Origin of the sequence: Streptomyces sp. NPDC002088, assembly GCF_040296605.1 — a bacterium.
Classification (GTDB): Bacteria; Actinomycetota; Actinomycetes; order Streptomycetales; family Streptomycetaceae; genus Streptomyces.
The window spans coordinates 243,089-259,448 of sequence record NZ_JBEOXO010000001.1 but is presented as its reverse complement, the minus strand read 5'-3'; the positions used below and the strand labels follow the sequence as shown (position 1 = coordinate 259,448).

The window sequence follows — 16,360 nt, the reverse complement described above, 5'->3', positions numbered from 1 at the left end:
CTCCGTGCCCAGTTGGGTAGTTACAGTAGACGAATGTGACGAGCCGTGAGGTGGAATCGATGAGCAGGGACAGCGGGAACGGCCCGAGTCGCCGCACCCTTCTTGGCGCGCTGGGCCTGAGCGCGCTGGTCGCACCGTCTCTGCTCACTGCCTGTGCGCCTCAGCGCGACTCCTCGGACGACTCACCGTCCCCCGCGGCGGGCGGCAGCGATGCGGAGATCGCCTCGCTGAACATCGCCCTGCCGTCCTCGATTTCCTCCCTGGACGTGGGCCGCGAGGCGGGCATCCTCAACTACATGGTGGCGGTGCTGGCGCAGGAGTCCCTGTTGTCGGTCAGTCCGTCAGGGGAGCTGAAGCCGGGGCTGGCCGCCTCCTGGCATCAGAGCGACGCCCGTACGTACGTCTACCGGCTGCGCCAGGGCGTCACCTTCACCGACGGCACTCCGCTGACCCCTGCCGATGTGGTTGCCTCCATCGAGTGGATCATGGATGCGTCCCATGGGTCCCAGCTGGCCTACGCGTACGCGGGAGTCGAGTCGGTCAAGGCCACCGGCGAAGCCGAGGTGACCGTCCGCCTCAAGACCGCTGACGCGGCGTTCGCCTGGACCCCCACCCCCGGAACGCTGCTGATCAGCAGCCAGGCGTTCCTCGCCAAGCACAGCAAGAAGGGGGACCTGGGAACGGCCCAGACCCTGCTGATGGGCACCGGGCCGTACAAGATCACTGAGTTCGCCGCCGACGACCATGTCACGCTGGAGCGCAACGACGCCTGGTGGGGAGGCAAGGCCCGGGTGAAGCGGCTGAAGCTCAGCTTCGTGCCCGACTCCGGCACCCGGCTGGTGGCCATGAAGTCGGGCGACATCGACGGCGCGCTGAACCTGGCCTCGGACGAGGCGCGGAGCTGGGAGTCCACCGCCAACGTCACCTACACCTCGGACCGCTCGGTGGTCTCGCTGGCCTTCGACACCTCCCGGGCCCCGTGGAGCGACCCCCACGTGCGTAAGGCCGTCGCCCACGCGGCGGACCGGGCCGGCATGGTCTCGGGCATCCTGCGCGGCAAGGGCGAGGCCGCCACGGCGCTGCCGTCCCCGGACATGTGGGCCAACCTGCTGACGGACCACCAGGTCTCCGCGGGTTACAAGGCCATCCCCGGCTACGACTACGACCTGGACGCAGCCGCCGCCGAGCTCGCCAAGTCCTCGACGCCGAAGGGCTTCACCGCCGAGCTGCACTACCCCTCCAGCGGGCCGCAGCTGGGCAAGGCAGCGCTGGCGCTGGCCGCCTCGCTCAAGAAGATCGGCATCACGTTGAACGTCAAGGAGGTCACCCTGGAGGCCTGGATCTCCGAGCTGGGCTCCGGCAAGCACCCCCTGCAGTTCCTTTGGTACTACCCGACCACCGGCGACCCCTCCGAGCTGACCGGGCCCTACCTGGACGGCGCGTCGATCAAGAGCGGCACCAACGTCGCCCACTACGACAACGACGCCGTCAACCGGAAGCTGGCCGCGGCGAAGAGCTCGACCGAGGCGGCCACCCGCGGCCGGGATTTGATGAGCGCGCTGCAGACCAGCGGGGCCGACCTGCCGTACCTGCCCCTGTGGTGGGCGCAGACCGCCTCCGCGTTCTCCCGCAAGCTGGTCCTGACGGAGACCGGCCCGTACGCCTTCATCGGGCCCTGGGCCACCCGTATCCGGTCCGCCGCATGACCGCCGCGTACCAGGCGGGGGGAGGCGTCCTTGACGGCCGGTCGCCGGGGACGGGGCGGCGGATCCGGGAGGCTCTGCTGGCGCTCGTGCATCCCCTGGAGGCCCGACTCGACCCGCACGGCACGATGCTGGCCGTTGCGACGGCCGGTCCCGAGGGGGCCGACATCCTGCTGGCACCCGTATCCGCCTGGGGCGGGAGTGCCGACGCCACCCGGGGCGGGCGTGCCGGTGCGGCCGAAGCGCTGCCGCCGGCGGCCAGTGTGGAGACCGTCGGCCGCCACACCCCCCGTTGGCTCCCGGACTCCCGCCGTCTTCTGCATGTCATCGAGGACCGTCAAGGACGGCACCGGCTGGCGCTGGTGGACACCGCGACCGGCCTCGCCACAGCGCTGCCCCTGCTGCCCGGTGCCGTCGAAGACGTCGTTCCCGCACCCGACGGCCACAGTGCGCTGGTGCTGTGCGCCGACGAGGGCAGCGAGCGGGACGGGATGAACCTCGGACTGCCGGTACGCCTCGGCCCCTCCCCCGACCCGGAGCGCTACGCGCCCGGGGCGGCGCTGCGTCGCCTGTTCCTGGTCGATCTGGCCGACGGCGCGACCCGCGAGGTGGGACCGGCCGGCCTGACGGTGTGGAACGTGGCCTGGCGCGGCGGCGGCACCGCCGTGGCCACGGTCTCCGAGGAGGCCCTGCCCGCCGGCTACTACCACGCCCGGCTCGCCGAGCTGGACCTCCACCAACGCAGTGCCCGCACCCTGTACCGCCCCGAGGGCCAGCTGGCCTGCCCCGCGCTGTCACCCGACGGGACCCGCGCCGCGTTCATCGAAGGCATCTCGATCGTCGCCGGCCGCCCGGCCGTGGTGAATCTGCGCACCGGCGAGGTGGAGGTCGTGCCCGGCGTGGAGGACGCGACGTGGGTGCAGTGGTACGAGGGCCCCGACGAACAGCACGCAGGCTCCTTGTGGTTCGCCGGCTGGGATGACACCGGCTCGCGCTGCGGCCGCGTACTCCCTGGTGACGAACCGGTGGTGACGTGGCGTCAGGCGGCGACGCTCACCGGCGCGGGCTTCCAGCCCGCCCTGACGCTGAGTGCCGACTGCACACTGGCCGCGGCCGTCCTGACAGCGCCGGGGACGCCCCCGGAGGCTGTGGTCGCCCCCACCGACGGCGCCGTTGCCTGGCAGTGGACGCCGGCCACCTTCCTCAACTCCCATCGCTCTCCCGTGGACGGGATCGAAGCGGTCACCACGTGGGAGACCGCCTGGCACGCGCCGGACGGCCGCGAGGTGCACGGCCTGGTGCTCACGCGCGCCGACCACAGTGGTCCGCGCCCCCTCGCGGTCCTGCTGCACGGAGGCCCGGCCTGGCTGTGGTCGGCCGAGTACGCTCCGGGCGATGTCTGCGGCATGGCGATGGCGCTGGCCGGTGCGGGGTACTGCGTGCTGCTGCCCAACCCGCGCGGCAGCTCGGGTCGCGGCCTGGAGTACGCCCGCGCGGTCGTCGGCGACCTGGGCGGCGCCGACCTTCAGGACGTGCTTGCGGGGGTGCGGCACCTGGTCGACCGCGGCCTGGCGGATCCCGCACGGACGGCGGTCCTGGGCCACAGCTATGGCGGCTACCTGGCCGCACTCGCCGCCGCCCGCACCGACCTCTTCCAGGCCTGCGTCATCGTCTCGGCCCCCACCGACTGGCACAGCTTCAGCCGCAGCGGCAACATCGGCGGCGGCTACGACCGGACGTACCGGCTCGGTGACCCTTCGACCCCCGAAGGAGCCGCCGAACAGCTGGCCCGTTCGGCGGTGCACGCCGGGGGCGGAACCGGCACGCCCACCCTGATCCTGCACGGCAGCGAGGACCGGGTGACCCCCGTCGGCCAAGCGCACGAGCTGTACCGGACGCTGGTCGCCGCCGGACAGGCACCCGTCGAGTTGTACGTCTACCCGGGTGAGGGCCACGAGTTCACCGACCCCGCCCATCTCCTCGACGTGGGCAGCCGCATCGAGGCGTGGCTCAGCCACCACCTGACCGCCGTGCCGGGAGTCCCATCCCCCGAGGCTCCCGGCACGGCTCCCCTACCGACGTCGCTCGGGTCAGGCCACACCGACGCCGTCCTGGAAACGGGGTCCTGATGGCCGCCCACCCGACCCGGATCCCGGTCGCCTATGCGGCCCGGCGTCTCGCCGGCACCGCCGTGTTGCTGCTGGTGCTGTCCATCGCCGTCTTCGCCCTGCTCAGGCTGGCGCCCGGCGATCCGGTCGACACCCTCCTCGGCCCGCGCAGCGCCACGCCCGAAGCAGTCGCCGCGGTCCGTGCCCGCTACCACCTCGACGAACCGCTCGCCGCCCAGTACTGGCAGTGGCTCACCGACACCATCCGTCTGCATCCCGGCACTTCCCTCCGCACCGGCGAACCCGTCACCCACGCACTGGGCTCCCGACTGGCTCTCACCGCCCAACTCGTCGGGTACGGCTTCGCCATCGCGGCGCTGTCCGGCGTATCGCTCGGAATCCTGGCCGGACTGCGGCACCGCAGCGGCCTCGACCGGGCGCTCCAGGGACTGGGCGTCGTCGCCCTGAGCACCCCCGCCTTCGCCGGCGGGCTGCTGCTCACCTACGTCTTCGCGCTGCTGCTCGGCTGGCTCCCCGCGTACGGCCCTGGGAGCGGTGGCACCGACCGGCTGCTCCATCTGACCCTGCCGGCCGTGACCCTGGGCATGGCGGTCTCCGCCGTACTGATCAAGCTCACCCGCGCCGCCGTCATCCGCGAACTCGGCCAGGACCACGTCACCTTCGCCCGCGCCCGTGGCGTGAGCAGGCGCACCATCCTGCTGCGCTACGTGCTGCGAGGCACCCTGCTGCCGATCGCCACCGGCTCCGGGCTCGTCCTGGCCTACCTGCTGGCCGGCACCGTCCTGGTCGAACAGGTCTACGCCCTGCCCGGCCTCGGGGCCCTGCTGGTGGATTCGGTCACCTACAAGGACCTTCCCGTCGTGCAGGCAGAGGCCCTGCTGCTCGCCGCCCTGATCTGCCTGGTCAACCTCGCCACCGACCTCGCCCATCCATGGCTGGACCCGCGGCTCGGCCAGGGACGGAGCTCCTCATGACCGCTACCGCTGCCGTTGTCCGCCGCCGGGTGCGGGTCTCCCCGTTCACCGCGCTGTGCACCGCACTCGCCGTACTGCTGCTCTTTGCCGCCGCGTTCGGCCAGATCCTCTTCCCCAACTGGGACGCCCAGGACATCGCCCTCGGCGTGTCCATGCCCTCAGCGGGGCACCCGCTGGGCACCGACGGCCTGGGCCGCGACGTACTGCAGCTGGCCGTTGCCGGCACCCGCAGCGCCCTGACCGGTGCGGGCCTGGTCGCCCTCGGCTCCATGCTGATCGGCAATGTCCTCGGTCTGCTCGCGGGCTACCACGGCGGCTGGGCGGACGTCCTGGTGCGCCGCTGGGCCGACTTCCTGCTGGCCCTGCCCGCCCTGCTGGTCACCCTCGTGGTCGCCGGTATCGGCGGCGGCGGTTACGCGCTCGCCGTGCTCGTCCTGGTCGTGCTCACCTCGCCCGGCGACATCCGCCTGGTCCGTGCCGCCGTACTCGAGCAGCGCCACCTGCCCTACGTGGAGGCAGCCCAGACGCTCGGACTGCCGCGCCGTACCGTGATGCTGCGCCACATCTGGCCCAACATCCTGCCCGTCGTGGTGGCCAACACCCTGCTGAACTTCGCCGGGGCGATCGTCGCCCTCAGCTCGCTGTCCTTCCTCGGCCTGGGGGTGCCCCCGGGCGCACCCGACTGGGGCCGGATGCTCGCCGACAACCGCACCCTGATGTACGACAACCCGTCAGCCGCCCTCGCCCCCGCCGTCCTCGTCGTCGTGGCCGCCGTGGTCCTCAACCTGCTCGGCGACCGGCTTCTGGAAGCCTTCACCGACCGAGGGAGATCCTGATGACCGCGCCTGCCGCAGCAACCCTGTCTCTCGCGCCGCCCCTGCTGGAGGCAGAAGACCTTCGCGTCACCACCACGGGCCCCACCCCCACCACCATCGTCGACGGCCTCGGCCTGCAGGTCGACCGCGGGGAATGCATCGGCATCGTCGGCGAGTCCGGAAGCGGCAAGTCGCTCGCCATGCGCGCCGCGGTCGGCCTGCTGCCGGCCGGCACCGCCGCCTCCGGCTCCGTACGCCTGGACGGAGCAGACCTGCTCACCCTCAGCCCCGCGGATCAGCACCGGATCCGCGGACGCCGGATCAGCCTGCTTCTGCAGGACCCCTTCACGATGCTGCACCCACTGCGCACCTGTGGCCGGCAGATCGCCGACGGGCTCTTGGCCGCCACCGACAGCCCCACGACCGCGGGGTCATGGCGCGGCAGGCGGCGCGCGCGTCGCGCCGGCCGCGAGGCCGAAGTGGCGCGGCGCCTCGCCGAGGTGGGGCTGGACCCCCAGGTCGCCCACCAGTACCCCTTCCAGCTCTCCGGTGGCATGCGCCAGCGCCTCGCCATCGCCGCCGCGCTCGCCGCCGACCCCGAACTCCTGATCGCCGACGAGCCCACCACCGCCCTGGACGCCGTCAACCAGCGGGCCGTACTCGACCTGCTGCAAGGACTGCGCCGCAGCCGCCGGATGGGCCTGGTGCTGATCACCCATGATCTGCGGGTCGCCTTCTCCTCCTGCGACCGCGTCTACGTCATGTACGCGGGAAGCATCCTCGAGCACGGGCCCGCGGCACAGGTGCAGGCGGCGCCCCGGCACCCCTACACCGCCGGCCTGCTCGCCTCCGAGCCCTCCCTGGAGCGGCGCTTCTCCGAGCTTCCGACGATGCCGGGATCCGTCCCCCCGCCGGGCGCCCGCACGGACGGCTGCCCCTTCGCCGCACGCTGCGCCCACGCCGCACCACCATGCCGCACCACGCCGCTGCGCCTCATGCCCGCCGCCGAGCCGTCCCCCGGCGCAGACCCGCATCTGTCAACGTGCCTGCGACTGGCCGAGATCGGGGACGACCTGGCGGTCCTCCGCACGCCCGCCGACCCGCCCGCGTCAGCGGACCCCACGGCGGCCGCGCCCACCAGCAGCCTGCGGATCACGGCAGTCACCAAGTCCTTCCGTACGCCCACCGGTGAGCAGCGTGTCCTGGACCGGGTCAGCCTGGAGGTGCCGCAGGGCTCGGTGACCGCATTGGTCGGCGAGTCCGGCTCGGGCAAGACCACGCTCGCCCGCATCGCCATCGGCCTGGAGACGTACGACGAGGGCGAAGTGGAGGTCGAGGGACTCGCCCTGACTCCCTACCGGCTGCCCGGCACGGCCCAGCGGCGCCGACTGGCGCAGCGGGCGCAGATCGTGTTCCAGGATCCCTACTCCTCGCTCAATCCGCTGCGTACGGTGGGCGCCGCCCTGCACGAAGCGCTCAGCGCGGCACCCGCGGACCGCGGCGCGCCTACCGACATCCCCGGCCTCCTGGCCCAAGTTGGGCTGCCGGCCGCCTACGCGGGCCGCCGGCCTGCGGCGCTGTCCGGCGGCGAGCGCCAGCGGGTGGCGATCGCCCGCGCGCTCGCGGTCCGTCCGCCTCTACTGATCTGCGACGAATCCGTCTCCGCACTCGATGTCTCCGTGCAGGCACAGATCCTCAATCTGCTCGCGGAACTGAGGCACCGTCACGGATTCTCCGTCCTGTTCATCACTCATGACCTCGCCGTTGCACGGCAGATCGCCGACCATGTCGTCGTCCTGCACCGGGGACAGGTGGTGGAGTCCGGTCCGGCCGACCGGGTCCTGGGCGATCCGCGCGACGCCTACACCCGCCGCCTGCTCGCAGCGTTGCCTCTCACCGGTTGATCATCGGCTGATCACCTGCTGACCTGGGACGCAGAGGTGTGCCCGGCTATCCTGTGCGGCGACCCGGACCTGGCATGACCGTGAAACGGCACCGGTGCACGGAAAGGAGTACCCGATGGCGCAACACCCCGGCAGCACCGCGGCTGCCCCGCCACCCGCGCGCACGGGCGAGGGCCCTGCCGCGCCGGTACGTGCCGCCCTCGCCGCCAACCTCCGCCGCGGCCGCCTCGCCCGCGGCTGGAGCCTGCGAGAGCTGTCCGCGCTCTCCGGCATGAGCAAGGCCCTGCTCTCCCAGATCGAACGAGCCGAAGCCAACCCGACCGTGGAGGTCCTGGTCCGGCTCGCCGATCTGCTGGACACCACGTGCACCGACCTGCTGCGCCAGCCACTGCTCGCGCCGGAGATCATCCGCGGCGCGGACATCGACGAACCGCAGGACACCAGCGCCGTCCATCTGCTCTTCACGGGCTACGATCTCGGCCGGCTGGAGGTCTACCGCTCCCGCCTCCACCCTCACGCACAGAGCCAGGTCAGCACCCACGGCCCCGGATCCATGGAGTACGTCATGGTGGTCGAGGGCCGCGTGACCCTCTTCACCGAGGGCGTGCCGCATCTGCTCGAGGCCGGCGACGCGGCACGCTTCTCCGGCCAGACCTCCCACTACTACCTCACCCAGGAGAGCCCCGCTGTCACGCACAGCGTCGTGGCTTACCAGCGGGACTGACAGATCGTCACATCGGCACCACTGCTCGTATATCGGCACCATCGCAAAGACCGCCTCCCGCACACGACGGAGAGGCACGACGGCTTGCTGGAGCGGGCCCCGCGCGGCCTTCGGTGAGCCCGAGGTGTTGCACGACGAGCACGAGCGCATGCTGCAGGCTCTACGCGACCACGCCCCCGACGCGGCCCGCGCCGCTGTGCGCGGACACCTCCAGCGCAGTCTGGAGCAGCGCATCCACACCCTCGTCAGCGGCGCTCAGCCCGCCGACCGCTGAGCGTTCCCGCACCACCGTCACGGTCAACGTCCCCCGGAATCAGGTGACATACCGGATGACCACCGATACAGGTACCTGGTTCGGCCTCGACCACGGCAGCGCCTGCTCGCCCTCCTCCGACGCCGCGCGACTCTGCTGAAGGCGCAACGCCGAGTCATCCAATGATTCTATGATCGGTCCGTGGACCACGAGGAAGTGGCGTGCGCGCCCCGCGAAGATCCGCAGCAGGGCACGTCCCGGTCCGCTGTGCGGGTGCGCCGCCTCGCAGCCGTCGCCCTGGTGCTGGCCGCGGTCAATCTCCGGCCCGCCGTCACCAGCCTCGGCCCGGTGCTGGAGGAGACCCGCGCCTCCCTGGGCATGAGCGCCACCGTCGCCGGGCTGCTCACCTCCGTACCGGCGGTGTGCTTCGCACTGGTCGGCCTCACCGCACCCCGGCTGGCCCGCCGGTACGGGACCGACGGCGTCATCGCCGCCGGCACGGCAGCGATCGCGATCGGCCTGGCGCTGCGCCCCCTCACCGCAAGCACCGCCCTGTTCGTCGTGCTGAGCGCCCTTGCCCTCGCCGGAATCGCGGTGGCCAACGTTCTGCTCCCGGTCGTGGTCAAACAGCGTTTCCCCGACCGCGTCGGCGCGATGACGGGCATGTACGCCATGGCCCTCAACGTCGGTGCCTCAACCGCCGCCGCCGTCACCGTCCCCGTGGCCCGGGCGTTCGGCGGCGACTGGCGGATCGGCCTCGGCTGCTGGGCGGCGGTCGCCGCCGTCGCCTTACCGCCCTGGCTCGCCCTGGCCCGCGATCACAGCGCATCCGCCACCGGCACGCCCGACACCTCACAGGGCCCGGCGCCCGCCGTACGGCTCACCCGCAGCCCTACGGCCTGGGCGCTCGCCGTCTACTTCGGTCTGCAGGCCACCGCCGCGTACGTCATCATCGGCTGGCTGCCGCAGATCTTCCGCGACGCCGGACTGTCCGCCGAGACGGCCGGGTTGCTGTTCGCCGTCACCTCGCTGCTCGGTGTGCCGCTGTCGTTCGCGCTGGCCGCGGTCGCCGGACGGCTGCGCCACCAGAGCGGGATCGCGGTCGCCATCGGAGTGTTCGGCCTCGCCGGATACGCCGGGTTGTGGGCCGCGCCCGGTGCCGCGCCCTGGCTGTGGGCCGTGCTGCTCGGCATCGCCAACTGCTCGTTTCCACTGGCCCTGACAATGATCGGAATGCGCGGCCGGGACAGCGCGACAGTGATCCGACTGTCCTCCTTCGCGCAGAGCACCGGCTACCTGCTGTCCATCCCCGGTCCCGTCCTGGTCGGAGCGCTCTACCAGCACAGCGGCAGCTGGAAGGCGCCACTGGTCTTCATGGCGCTGCTCATGCTGCCCCAGGTCGTGGCCGGCTTTCTCGCAGGCCGCGACCGGCAGATCGGCTGACTCAACCCGCGCAGCCGGTACGTCCGGCGGCGTCACCCAAAGGAGGCGGCGGCCTCCTGCAGGACGTGTCGGACCACCTGACGGTCGTACGGGGCCGGGTCGCCCCGAGTCACGCTGTTTTGAGTGGTGGCGTTCCTCGTGGGTTCCCGGACTGCTCCGCCGGCCTTGCTCAGCGGACCGCGAAGGGGACGGTTCCGGACTCGGTCCTGGGCGGCCCGGCAGGGTGCTGCCACAGTCCGCGCGCGGCGAGCAGCGGGAGGACGCCCTCGCCGAACCAGTAGGCCTCTTCCAGATGCGGGTAGCCGGAGAGCACGAACTCGTCGATGCCCAGCGCGTGGTACTCGGCGATCCGGTCGGCGACCTCGGTGTGGCTGCCGACCAGGGCCGTGCCCGCACCGCCGCGCACCAGGCCGACTCCGGCCCACAGGTTGGGGTAGATCTCCAGATCGCCGGTGGATCCGCCGTGCAGGGCGAGCATCCGGCGCTGGCCTTCGGACTCGCTGCGGGCCAGCCCGGCCTGGACTTGGGCGATGGTGTCCGGGTCCACGTGGGACAGCAGGCGTTCGGCCTCGGCCCAGGCCTGGGCGGCGGTGTCCCGGGTGATGACGTGCAGCCGGATACCGAACCGGACCTCCCGGCCCTCCTCGGCGGCCAGCTTGCGGATCCAGGCGATCTTCTGCGCGACCTGTGCCGGGGGCTCGCCCCAGGTGAGGTAGACGTCCGAGTGGCGGGCGGCGACCGGACCGGCCGCGGGCGAGGATCCGCCGAAGTAGATCGGCGGGGCGGGGTCGGGCAGCCGGTGCAACTGTGCGCCCTCCACGCGCAGGTGCGTGCCCGCGTGGTCCACCGTCTCGCCCCGCCACAGCGCCCGGACGATGCCCAGGAACTCGTCGGCGCGGGCGTAGCGGGCGTCCTTGTCCAGGAAGTCGCCGTAGGCGCGCTGCTCATGTGACTCGCCGCCGGTGACCACGTTGAGCAGCAGGCGGCCGTTGGACTGGCGCTGGTAGGTGGCGGCCATCTGGGCCGAGAGGGTCGGTGAGATCTGGCCGGGCCGGAAGGCCACCAGGAACTTCAGCCGCTCGGTGACCTCGACGAGCATCGCGGTGCTCAGCCAGGCGTCCTCGCACCAGGCGCCGGTGGGCGTGAGCGCCCCGACGAACCCCAACTGCTCGGCGCTGCGGGCGATCTGGCCCAGGTAGGCGATCGTGGCGGGGCGGTCGCCGCCGGCCGCGCCGGTACGGACGCCATGGCCGCCGCCGACGATGTCGCGGCTGTCGCCGTTGGTGGGCAGGAACCAGTGGAAGGTGAGTGACATGACGAGATCCTCGGTTGGGTGCTGCGATGGAGCGAGCGGGTCAGAGCAGTCCGTGGCGGGGCGGCGGGGTGCCGTTCAGGACGTAGCGGCCGATGTGCTGGACCTTCCAGCGGGAGGGGTCGTGCAGGGTGTGGGTGCGGGCGTTGCGCCAGTGCCGGTCCAGGTTCAGGGACGCCAGGCTGGAGCGGGTGCCGCAGACCTCGAAGAGCGCGGCGGAGAGCTCCACCGCCACCGGGTCGGCGAAGGCCTTCACGGTGGCCACGGCGATCGAGGCGGCGGCAGCCGAGTCATCGGTGAGGTCGGCGCGGGCCGCGTCCGCCTCCCGGGCGGCGCGTTCCAGCAGGGCTTCGGCCGCCCGCAGCCGCACCGCCAGCTCGCCGAAGCGCTGGACGAGCAGCGGGTCCTCGGTGGCGCGTTCGACCCCGGCCTCGAACCAGGGGCGGGTGCGGGTGCGGACGAACTCCGCGGCCTCGGCGAGCGCGCCTCCCGCGATACCGACGTCGATCGCGGCGTGCAGGAGCTGCGCCACCGCGCCGTGCACCTGCGGGCCGGTGAAGGTGAGATGGTGCGCCACGACGTGCTCGGCCGGCACCCGGACGCTCTCCAGACGGACCGTGCCGCTGGCGGTGGTGCGCTGGCCCATCCCGTCCCAGTCGTCGACCACGGTGAGCCCGGGGGCGTCCCGGGGGACGTAGGCGACGTGCAGCAGCTCGTCCTCGGCGCGGGCCAGCACCGGCACCCAGTGCGCGAAGAGTGCGCCGGTGCTGTAGTGCTTGGTACCGGTGAGGACGTAGCCGCCGTCTGGGTCGGCTGTCAGTCGGGTGCGGTAGTCCTGTACGTGCTTGGTGCCGGCCTCGGACTGGGCGTTGCCGAAGCGCTTGCCCGCCAGGATCTCGGCGAAGAAGAACCGCTGCTGCTCCGGCGTGCCCTGGGCGCGCAGCACGTTGACGTAGGCGAAGTGGCTCTGCGGGATCTGGGCCAGGCTGGAGTCGGCCGCGGCGAGCAGGCGGAAGACCTCGGCCAGCGTCGCGAGTGAGACGTCCGCCCCGCCGTACTCGGCGGGGACGGTGATGCCGAGCAGGCCGCTGGCGGAGAGCCGGTCGAGTTCGGCCGTGGGGAGAAGGCGTTCGGCGTCACGGCGCTCGGCCCCGGCGGCGAACTCGGCGGCCAAGGTGCGGGCGGTGTCCAGCGCTTCGGCATCGGTGTGGATGACGGTGGCGGTGGGGCGTGCGGTGGTGGTCACGGCGGGGACGCTCCGGTCAGGTGTAGAGGGTGAAATCGGGCAGCGTGCCGTTGAGGTAGTGGTCGCCCACCTCGCGGCGCTTGTAGGAGACCGGGTCGTGCAGCGTGTGGGTCCTGACGTTGCGCCAGAAACGGTCGAAGCCATGCCGGTTGGCTGTCGCCCGGGCGCCGGTGAGCTCGAAGACCTTGGTGGTGGTGTCCAGGGCGACGTCGGTGGAGACCACCTTCAGCGCCGCGACCTCGACGGCGAGTTCGCCACGCTCCTGCCAGGTCAGCTCGGCGCCGCGGTCGACAGCGGCCTGGACGTGCCCGGCCACCCGGTCGGCCAGCGCGGCGGTGGCGGCCAGGCGTGCGACCAGGTCGCCGTAGTCGGCCAGGCGGTACGGATCCTCGGTGGCGGAGGCCAGCCCGCTGAGCACCCACGGGCGCGAGGTGCCGCGGGTGTAGGCACGGGCAGCGGCCAGCGCGCCTTCCGCTATGCCCAGGTAGAGGTGGCCGAAGACCGCCTGGATGATGGGAGTGATGAGGGAACTGCGGGGGCTGGTGTGCTCCTTGGCGAGGGAGGCGATCACCTGGTCGGGTGCGATCGGAACGCCGTCGAAGCCGGCGCCTCCGCTGGCGGAGAGGCGCTGGCCGAGGTTGTCCCAGTCCCGCCCGAAGGTCAGCCCGGGCGCGTCGCGCGGGACGACCAGCAGGAGCTGCTCTCCAGTGCCGGTCACCTCACCGGAGGTGAGGACCACGTCCCCGGTGCTCGCACCGGTGGCGAAGGTCTTCGTGCCGTCCAGGCGGTAGCCGTTGCCGTCCGGGTTCGGGGTGAGCTTGAGGTCGGGGTCGATGGGGTTGACCGCGTCGCCCCACAGCCACTGGCCCTCGGCGGACGGGCGGGCGTAGCGCTCCTGGGCCTCCGGGCCGGCCACCAGCCACAGGTTGTCGAGGTTGATGTAGTGGTAGCCGAGCAGCTGCGCGATGGAGCCGTCCGCGCGGGCGATCTCTCGTACCACTGCGAGCGCGGTCCTCCAGCCCTGCCCGGCGCCGCCGAACCGGAGGGGGATCAGCAGGGCCGGCAGCCCGGCCTCACGCAGCAGCCGGAGTTCGGCGACCGGGTCCTGGCCGGCCCGGTCGCGCTCCAGCGCGTCCACGGCCAGGGCGTCGGCGACCTCGCGGGCGCGCACGATCCACTCCTCATGCCCGGTGGGCCCGGTCTGCGCGTCGTGTGTTTCGGTCATGTCGGGGGTCCCTTCTCAGATGATGCCGTTGCGGGGAGGCGGGACCTCATCGAGCTCCCAGGCGCCCAGGTGGCGGATCTTCCAACGGCGCGGGTCGTGCAGGGTGTGGGTACGGGCGTTGCGCCAATGGCGGTGCAGGTTCAGCGCGTTGTCGGCGGCGCGGGTGCCGACCAGCGCGAAGATGTCCGAGGCCACGGTCAGCGCGGCGGAGTCCGCCTGGGCGCGGGCGGCCGCGACCGCGGCCGAGGCCTCGGCCGCGCTGCGCTCGGTGAGGTCGGCCCGCGCCGCGTCCACGGCCTCGCCTGCCTCGCGGACCAGCGCGCGTGCCGCCCGGACCAGCAGAGCGAGTTCACCGAAGCGGTCGATGACCGCGCCCTCGTCCGCGGCCCGTTCGACCCCGGCCTCCCACCACGGCCGGGCCAGCTCCCGGATCAGCCGCCCGCCGTCACGCAGTGCGGCCACCGCGATGCCGGCGTCCACGGCGGCGTGCAGGTAGTTGCCGAACGCGCCGAAGGTCTCCGGCTTCTCGTACATCGGGTCGACCGCGACGACGTGCTCGGCGGGGACGGTGACGGAGGAGAAGCGCACCGTGCCGCTGCCGGTGGTGCGCTGGCCCATGCCCTTCCAGTCGTCCTCGACCGTCACGCCCGGATGGTCCGCGGGAATCCATGCGGCGTGCAGACGGCCCTGCTCGTCGTTGGCGTAGATCGGGATCCAGTGCGCGAACGGCGAGCCGGTGGCGTAGTACTTCGTTCCGTCCACCACCCGGCTGCCGTCGGGCTGCTGCCGGAAGGAGATCGAGTAGTCCTTGGCGGTGGCCGTGCCGCGTTCGGACAGGGCGTTGCCGAAGTGGCGGCCGGCCAGCACCTCGGCGTGGAAGAAGGCCAACTGCTCGGCGGTGCCCGTGTGCTGGAGCAGGTCGACGAAGTAGTAGTGGTTCTGCGGGATCTGGCCGACGCTGCTGTCCCCCGCGGACAGCTCGGTGAAGACCTCGCCGAGGGTACGGGCCGACACCTGGGGCCCGCCGTGCTCGCGCGGGACGGTGAGGGTGAACAGCCCCGCCTCGGACACCTGCCGGACCTGCTCGCGGGGCAGCAGGCGCTCGGCGTCGCGGCGGGCGTCGGCGCCGTCCTCGGCCAGGCGGGCCCCGAGTGCGCGGGCGGCGGCGATGGCCTCGGCGTCGTCGGCGATGCGCTGCGGTACGGGCTGAGTGGTGGTCGTCATGCGGTGGCCCCCTCGGCCGGGGTGATGCGGTGGCGGGCGGCGGGGTGGTCGTCGCGGACCCGGGCCTGGCCGGGGCCGTAGAGGTTCTCGCGCAGGGTCGTGCCCTCGTACGCGGTACGGACCCGTCCGCGGCGCTGGAGCTCGGGCACCAGATGGTCGACGATGTCCTCGAAGGTGCCCGGGGTGATGGCGTAGGCCAGGTTGAAGCCGTCCACGTCGGCCTCCTCGACCCAGCGCTCCATCTCGTCGGCGACCGTGGCCGGGCTGCCGACGACGACCGGGCCCATCCCGCCGATGCCCACCCAGCGGGCGATCTCGCGCGGCGTCCACTCGCGGCCGGGGTCGGCGGTGGAGAAGGCCTCCACGGCGCTGCGGATCGCCTCGGTGTTCACGTACTTCAGCGGCTCGTCCGGGTCGTAGCCGGACAGATCGAGTCCGCTCCAGCCGCCGAACAGCGTGAGCGCGCCGTCCAGGCTGACGTAGCGCTGGTAGTCCTCGTACTTGGCCTGCGCCTCCTCGTCGGTGGGCGCGGTGACCACGGTGAGCAGCGTGAAGAACTTGACGCTGCGCGGGTCGCGGCCGGCCGCCTCGGCCAGTTGGCGGATGTGGCGGATCTTGGGCGCGAGCACCTCCGGGCGGGTGCCGGTGATGAAGACGGCCTCGGCGTGCGCGGCGGCGAAGGCGCTGCCGCGCGGGGAGGCCCCGGCCTGGAAGACCACCGGGGTGCGCTGCGCGGACGGCTCACACAGGAACATCCCGGGCACCTCGAAGTAGGTGCCCTTGTGGCCGACCGGGTGCAGGCGCGCGGGGTCGGTGAAGACACCGCGCTCCCGGTCGCGCAGCACCGCGCCGTCCTCCCAGCTGCCCTCCCACAGCTTGTAGCAGACCTCGAGGAACTCCTCGGCGACCTCGTACCGGTCGTCGTGGCCGACCTGGGTGCCCAGACCGAGGTTGCGGGCGGCGCTCTCCAGGTAGGAGGTGACGATGTTCCAGCCCACGCGGCCCTTGCTGAGGTGGTCCAGGGTGCTGAACTTGCGCGCCAGAGCGTAGGGCTGCTCGTACGTGGAGGAGACCGTGAGCCCGAAGCCCAAGTGCTCGGTGACGGCCGCCATCGCGGAGACCGCGAGCAGCGGGTCGTTGACGGGGATCTGCGCCGCGTCGACGATGGCCGGCTCGGGGCCGCCCTGGAAGACGTCGTAGACGCCGAGCACGTCCGCGATGAACAGGCTGTCGAAGCAGCCGCGTTCCAGCAGGCGGGCGAGGTCGGTCCAGTAGGCGAGGTCCTTGTAGCGGTGCGACTGGTCGTCGGGATGCCGCCACAGGCCCGGGGACTGATGGCCCACGCAGGTCATGTCGAAGGCGTTGAGGTGGATCTGGCGAGTGCTCATGTGCTGGTTCCTTCTGGCGT

General features: G+C 72.4%; 13 protein-coding genes. 8 read left to right on the top strand and 5 right to left on the bottom strand.

What is annotated here, in order from left to right; all coding sequences use genetic code 11:
• Positions 1-59: 59 nt before the first annotated feature.
• From ABT114_RS01160 to ABT114_RS01125, 8 genes are all read left to right on the top strand, one after another.
• On the top strand, positions 60-1,706 hold the full coding sequence (locus tag ABT114_RS01160) for an ABC transporter substrate-binding protein (RefSeq protein ID WP_351137210.1): 1,647 nt from the start codon (positions 60-62) through the stop codon (positions 1,704-1,706).
• A complete protein-coding gene (locus ABT114_RS01155; protein ID WP_351137208.1) occupies positions 1,703-3,832 on the top strand; it encodes a S9 family peptidase in 2,130 nt (709 codons plus the stop codon). The genes ABT114_RS01160 and ABT114_RS01155 overlap by 4 nt, the downstream gene beginning before the upstream one ends.
• Entirely contained in the window at positions 3,832-4,806 is a 975-nt protein-coding gene (locus ABT114_RS01150; protein ID WP_351137206.1) for an ABC transporter permease, read from the top strand. The genes ABT114_RS01155 and ABT114_RS01150 overlap by 1 nt, the downstream gene beginning before the upstream one ends.
• Positions 4,803-5,642, top strand: coding sequence for an ABC transporter permease (locus tag ABT114_RS01145; protein WP_351137204.1), 840 nt, complete (start codon positions 4,803-4,805; stop codon positions 5,640-5,642). Before ABT114_RS01150 ends, ABT114_RS01145 begins: the two co-directional genes overlap by 4 nt.
• The gene (locus ABT114_RS01140) at positions 5,642-7,525 is read left to right on the top strand and encodes an ABC transporter ATP-binding protein (protein WP_351137202.1); all 1,884 of its coding nucleotides are present in this window, start codon (positions 5,642-5,644) and stop codon (positions 7,523-7,525) included. Before ABT114_RS01145 ends, ABT114_RS01140 begins: the two co-directional genes overlap by 1 nt.
• A 115-nt stretch (positions 7,526-7,640) precedes the next feature.
• Positions 7,641-8,249 carry a helix-turn-helix domain-containing protein gene (locus ABT114_RS01135; RefSeq protein WP_351137200.1) on the top strand — a complete coding sequence of 203 codons (609 nt, stop codon included), beginning with the start codon at positions 7,641-7,643 and terminating at the stop codon, positions 8,247-8,249.
• Positions 8,137-8,523, top strand: coding sequence for an FCD domain-containing protein (locus ABT114_RS01130; RefSeq protein WP_351138173.1), 387 nt, complete (start codon positions 8,137-8,139; stop codon positions 8,521-8,523). The genes ABT114_RS01135 and ABT114_RS01130 overlap by 113 nt, the downstream gene beginning before the upstream one ends.
• A gap of 246 nt (positions 8,524-8,769) precedes the next feature.
• Positions 8,770-9,945: a CynX/NimT family MFS transporter gene (locus ABT114_RS01125; protein ID WP_351138171.1), complete on the top strand. Its 1,176-nt coding sequence runs from the start codon at positions 8,770-8,772 to the stop codon at positions 9,943-9,945.
• Between the two features lie 169 nt (positions 9,946-10,114).
• On the opposite strand, the gene ABT114_RS01120 is transcribed toward ABT114_RS01125, so the two are convergent.
• From ABT114_RS01120 to ABT114_RS01100, 5 genes are read right to left on the bottom strand one after another with little or no spacing between them, the layout of a single operon-like run.
• Positions 10,115-11,260, bottom strand: coding sequence for an LLM class flavin-dependent oxidoreductase (locus ABT114_RS01120; protein WP_351137198.1), 1,146 nt, complete (start codon positions 11,258-11,260; stop codon positions 10,115-10,117).
• Between the two features lie 40 nt (positions 11,261-11,300).
• A complete protein-coding gene (locus ABT114_RS01115) occupies positions 11,301-12,503 on the bottom strand; it encodes an SfnB family sulfur acquisition oxidoreductase (protein ID WP_351137196.1) in 1,203 nt (400 codons plus the stop codon).
• A gap of 16 nt (positions 12,504-12,519) precedes the next feature.
• Positions 12,520-13,728, bottom strand: coding sequence for an acyl-CoA dehydrogenase family protein (locus tag ABT114_RS01110; protein WP_351137194.1), 1,209 nt, complete (start codon positions 13,726-13,728; stop codon positions 12,520-12,522).
• 15 nt (positions 13,729-13,743) lie between these two features.
• Positions 13,744-14,952, bottom strand: a complete 1,209-nt coding sequence (locus tag ABT114_RS01105; RefSeq protein ID WP_351137192.1) for an SfnB family sulfur acquisition oxidoreductase — start codon at positions 14,950-14,952, stop codon at positions 13,744-13,746.
• Positions 14,949-16,340 (bottom strand): LLM class flavin-dependent oxidoreductase, encoded by a 1,392-nt coding sequence (locus ABT114_RS01100; RefSeq protein WP_351137190.1) that lies wholly within the window; start codon positions 16,338-16,340, stop codon positions 14,949-14,951. The genes ABT114_RS01105 and ABT114_RS01100 overlap by 4 nt, the downstream gene beginning before the upstream one ends.
• Between the last annotated feature and the right edge of the window lie 20 nt (positions 16,341-16,360).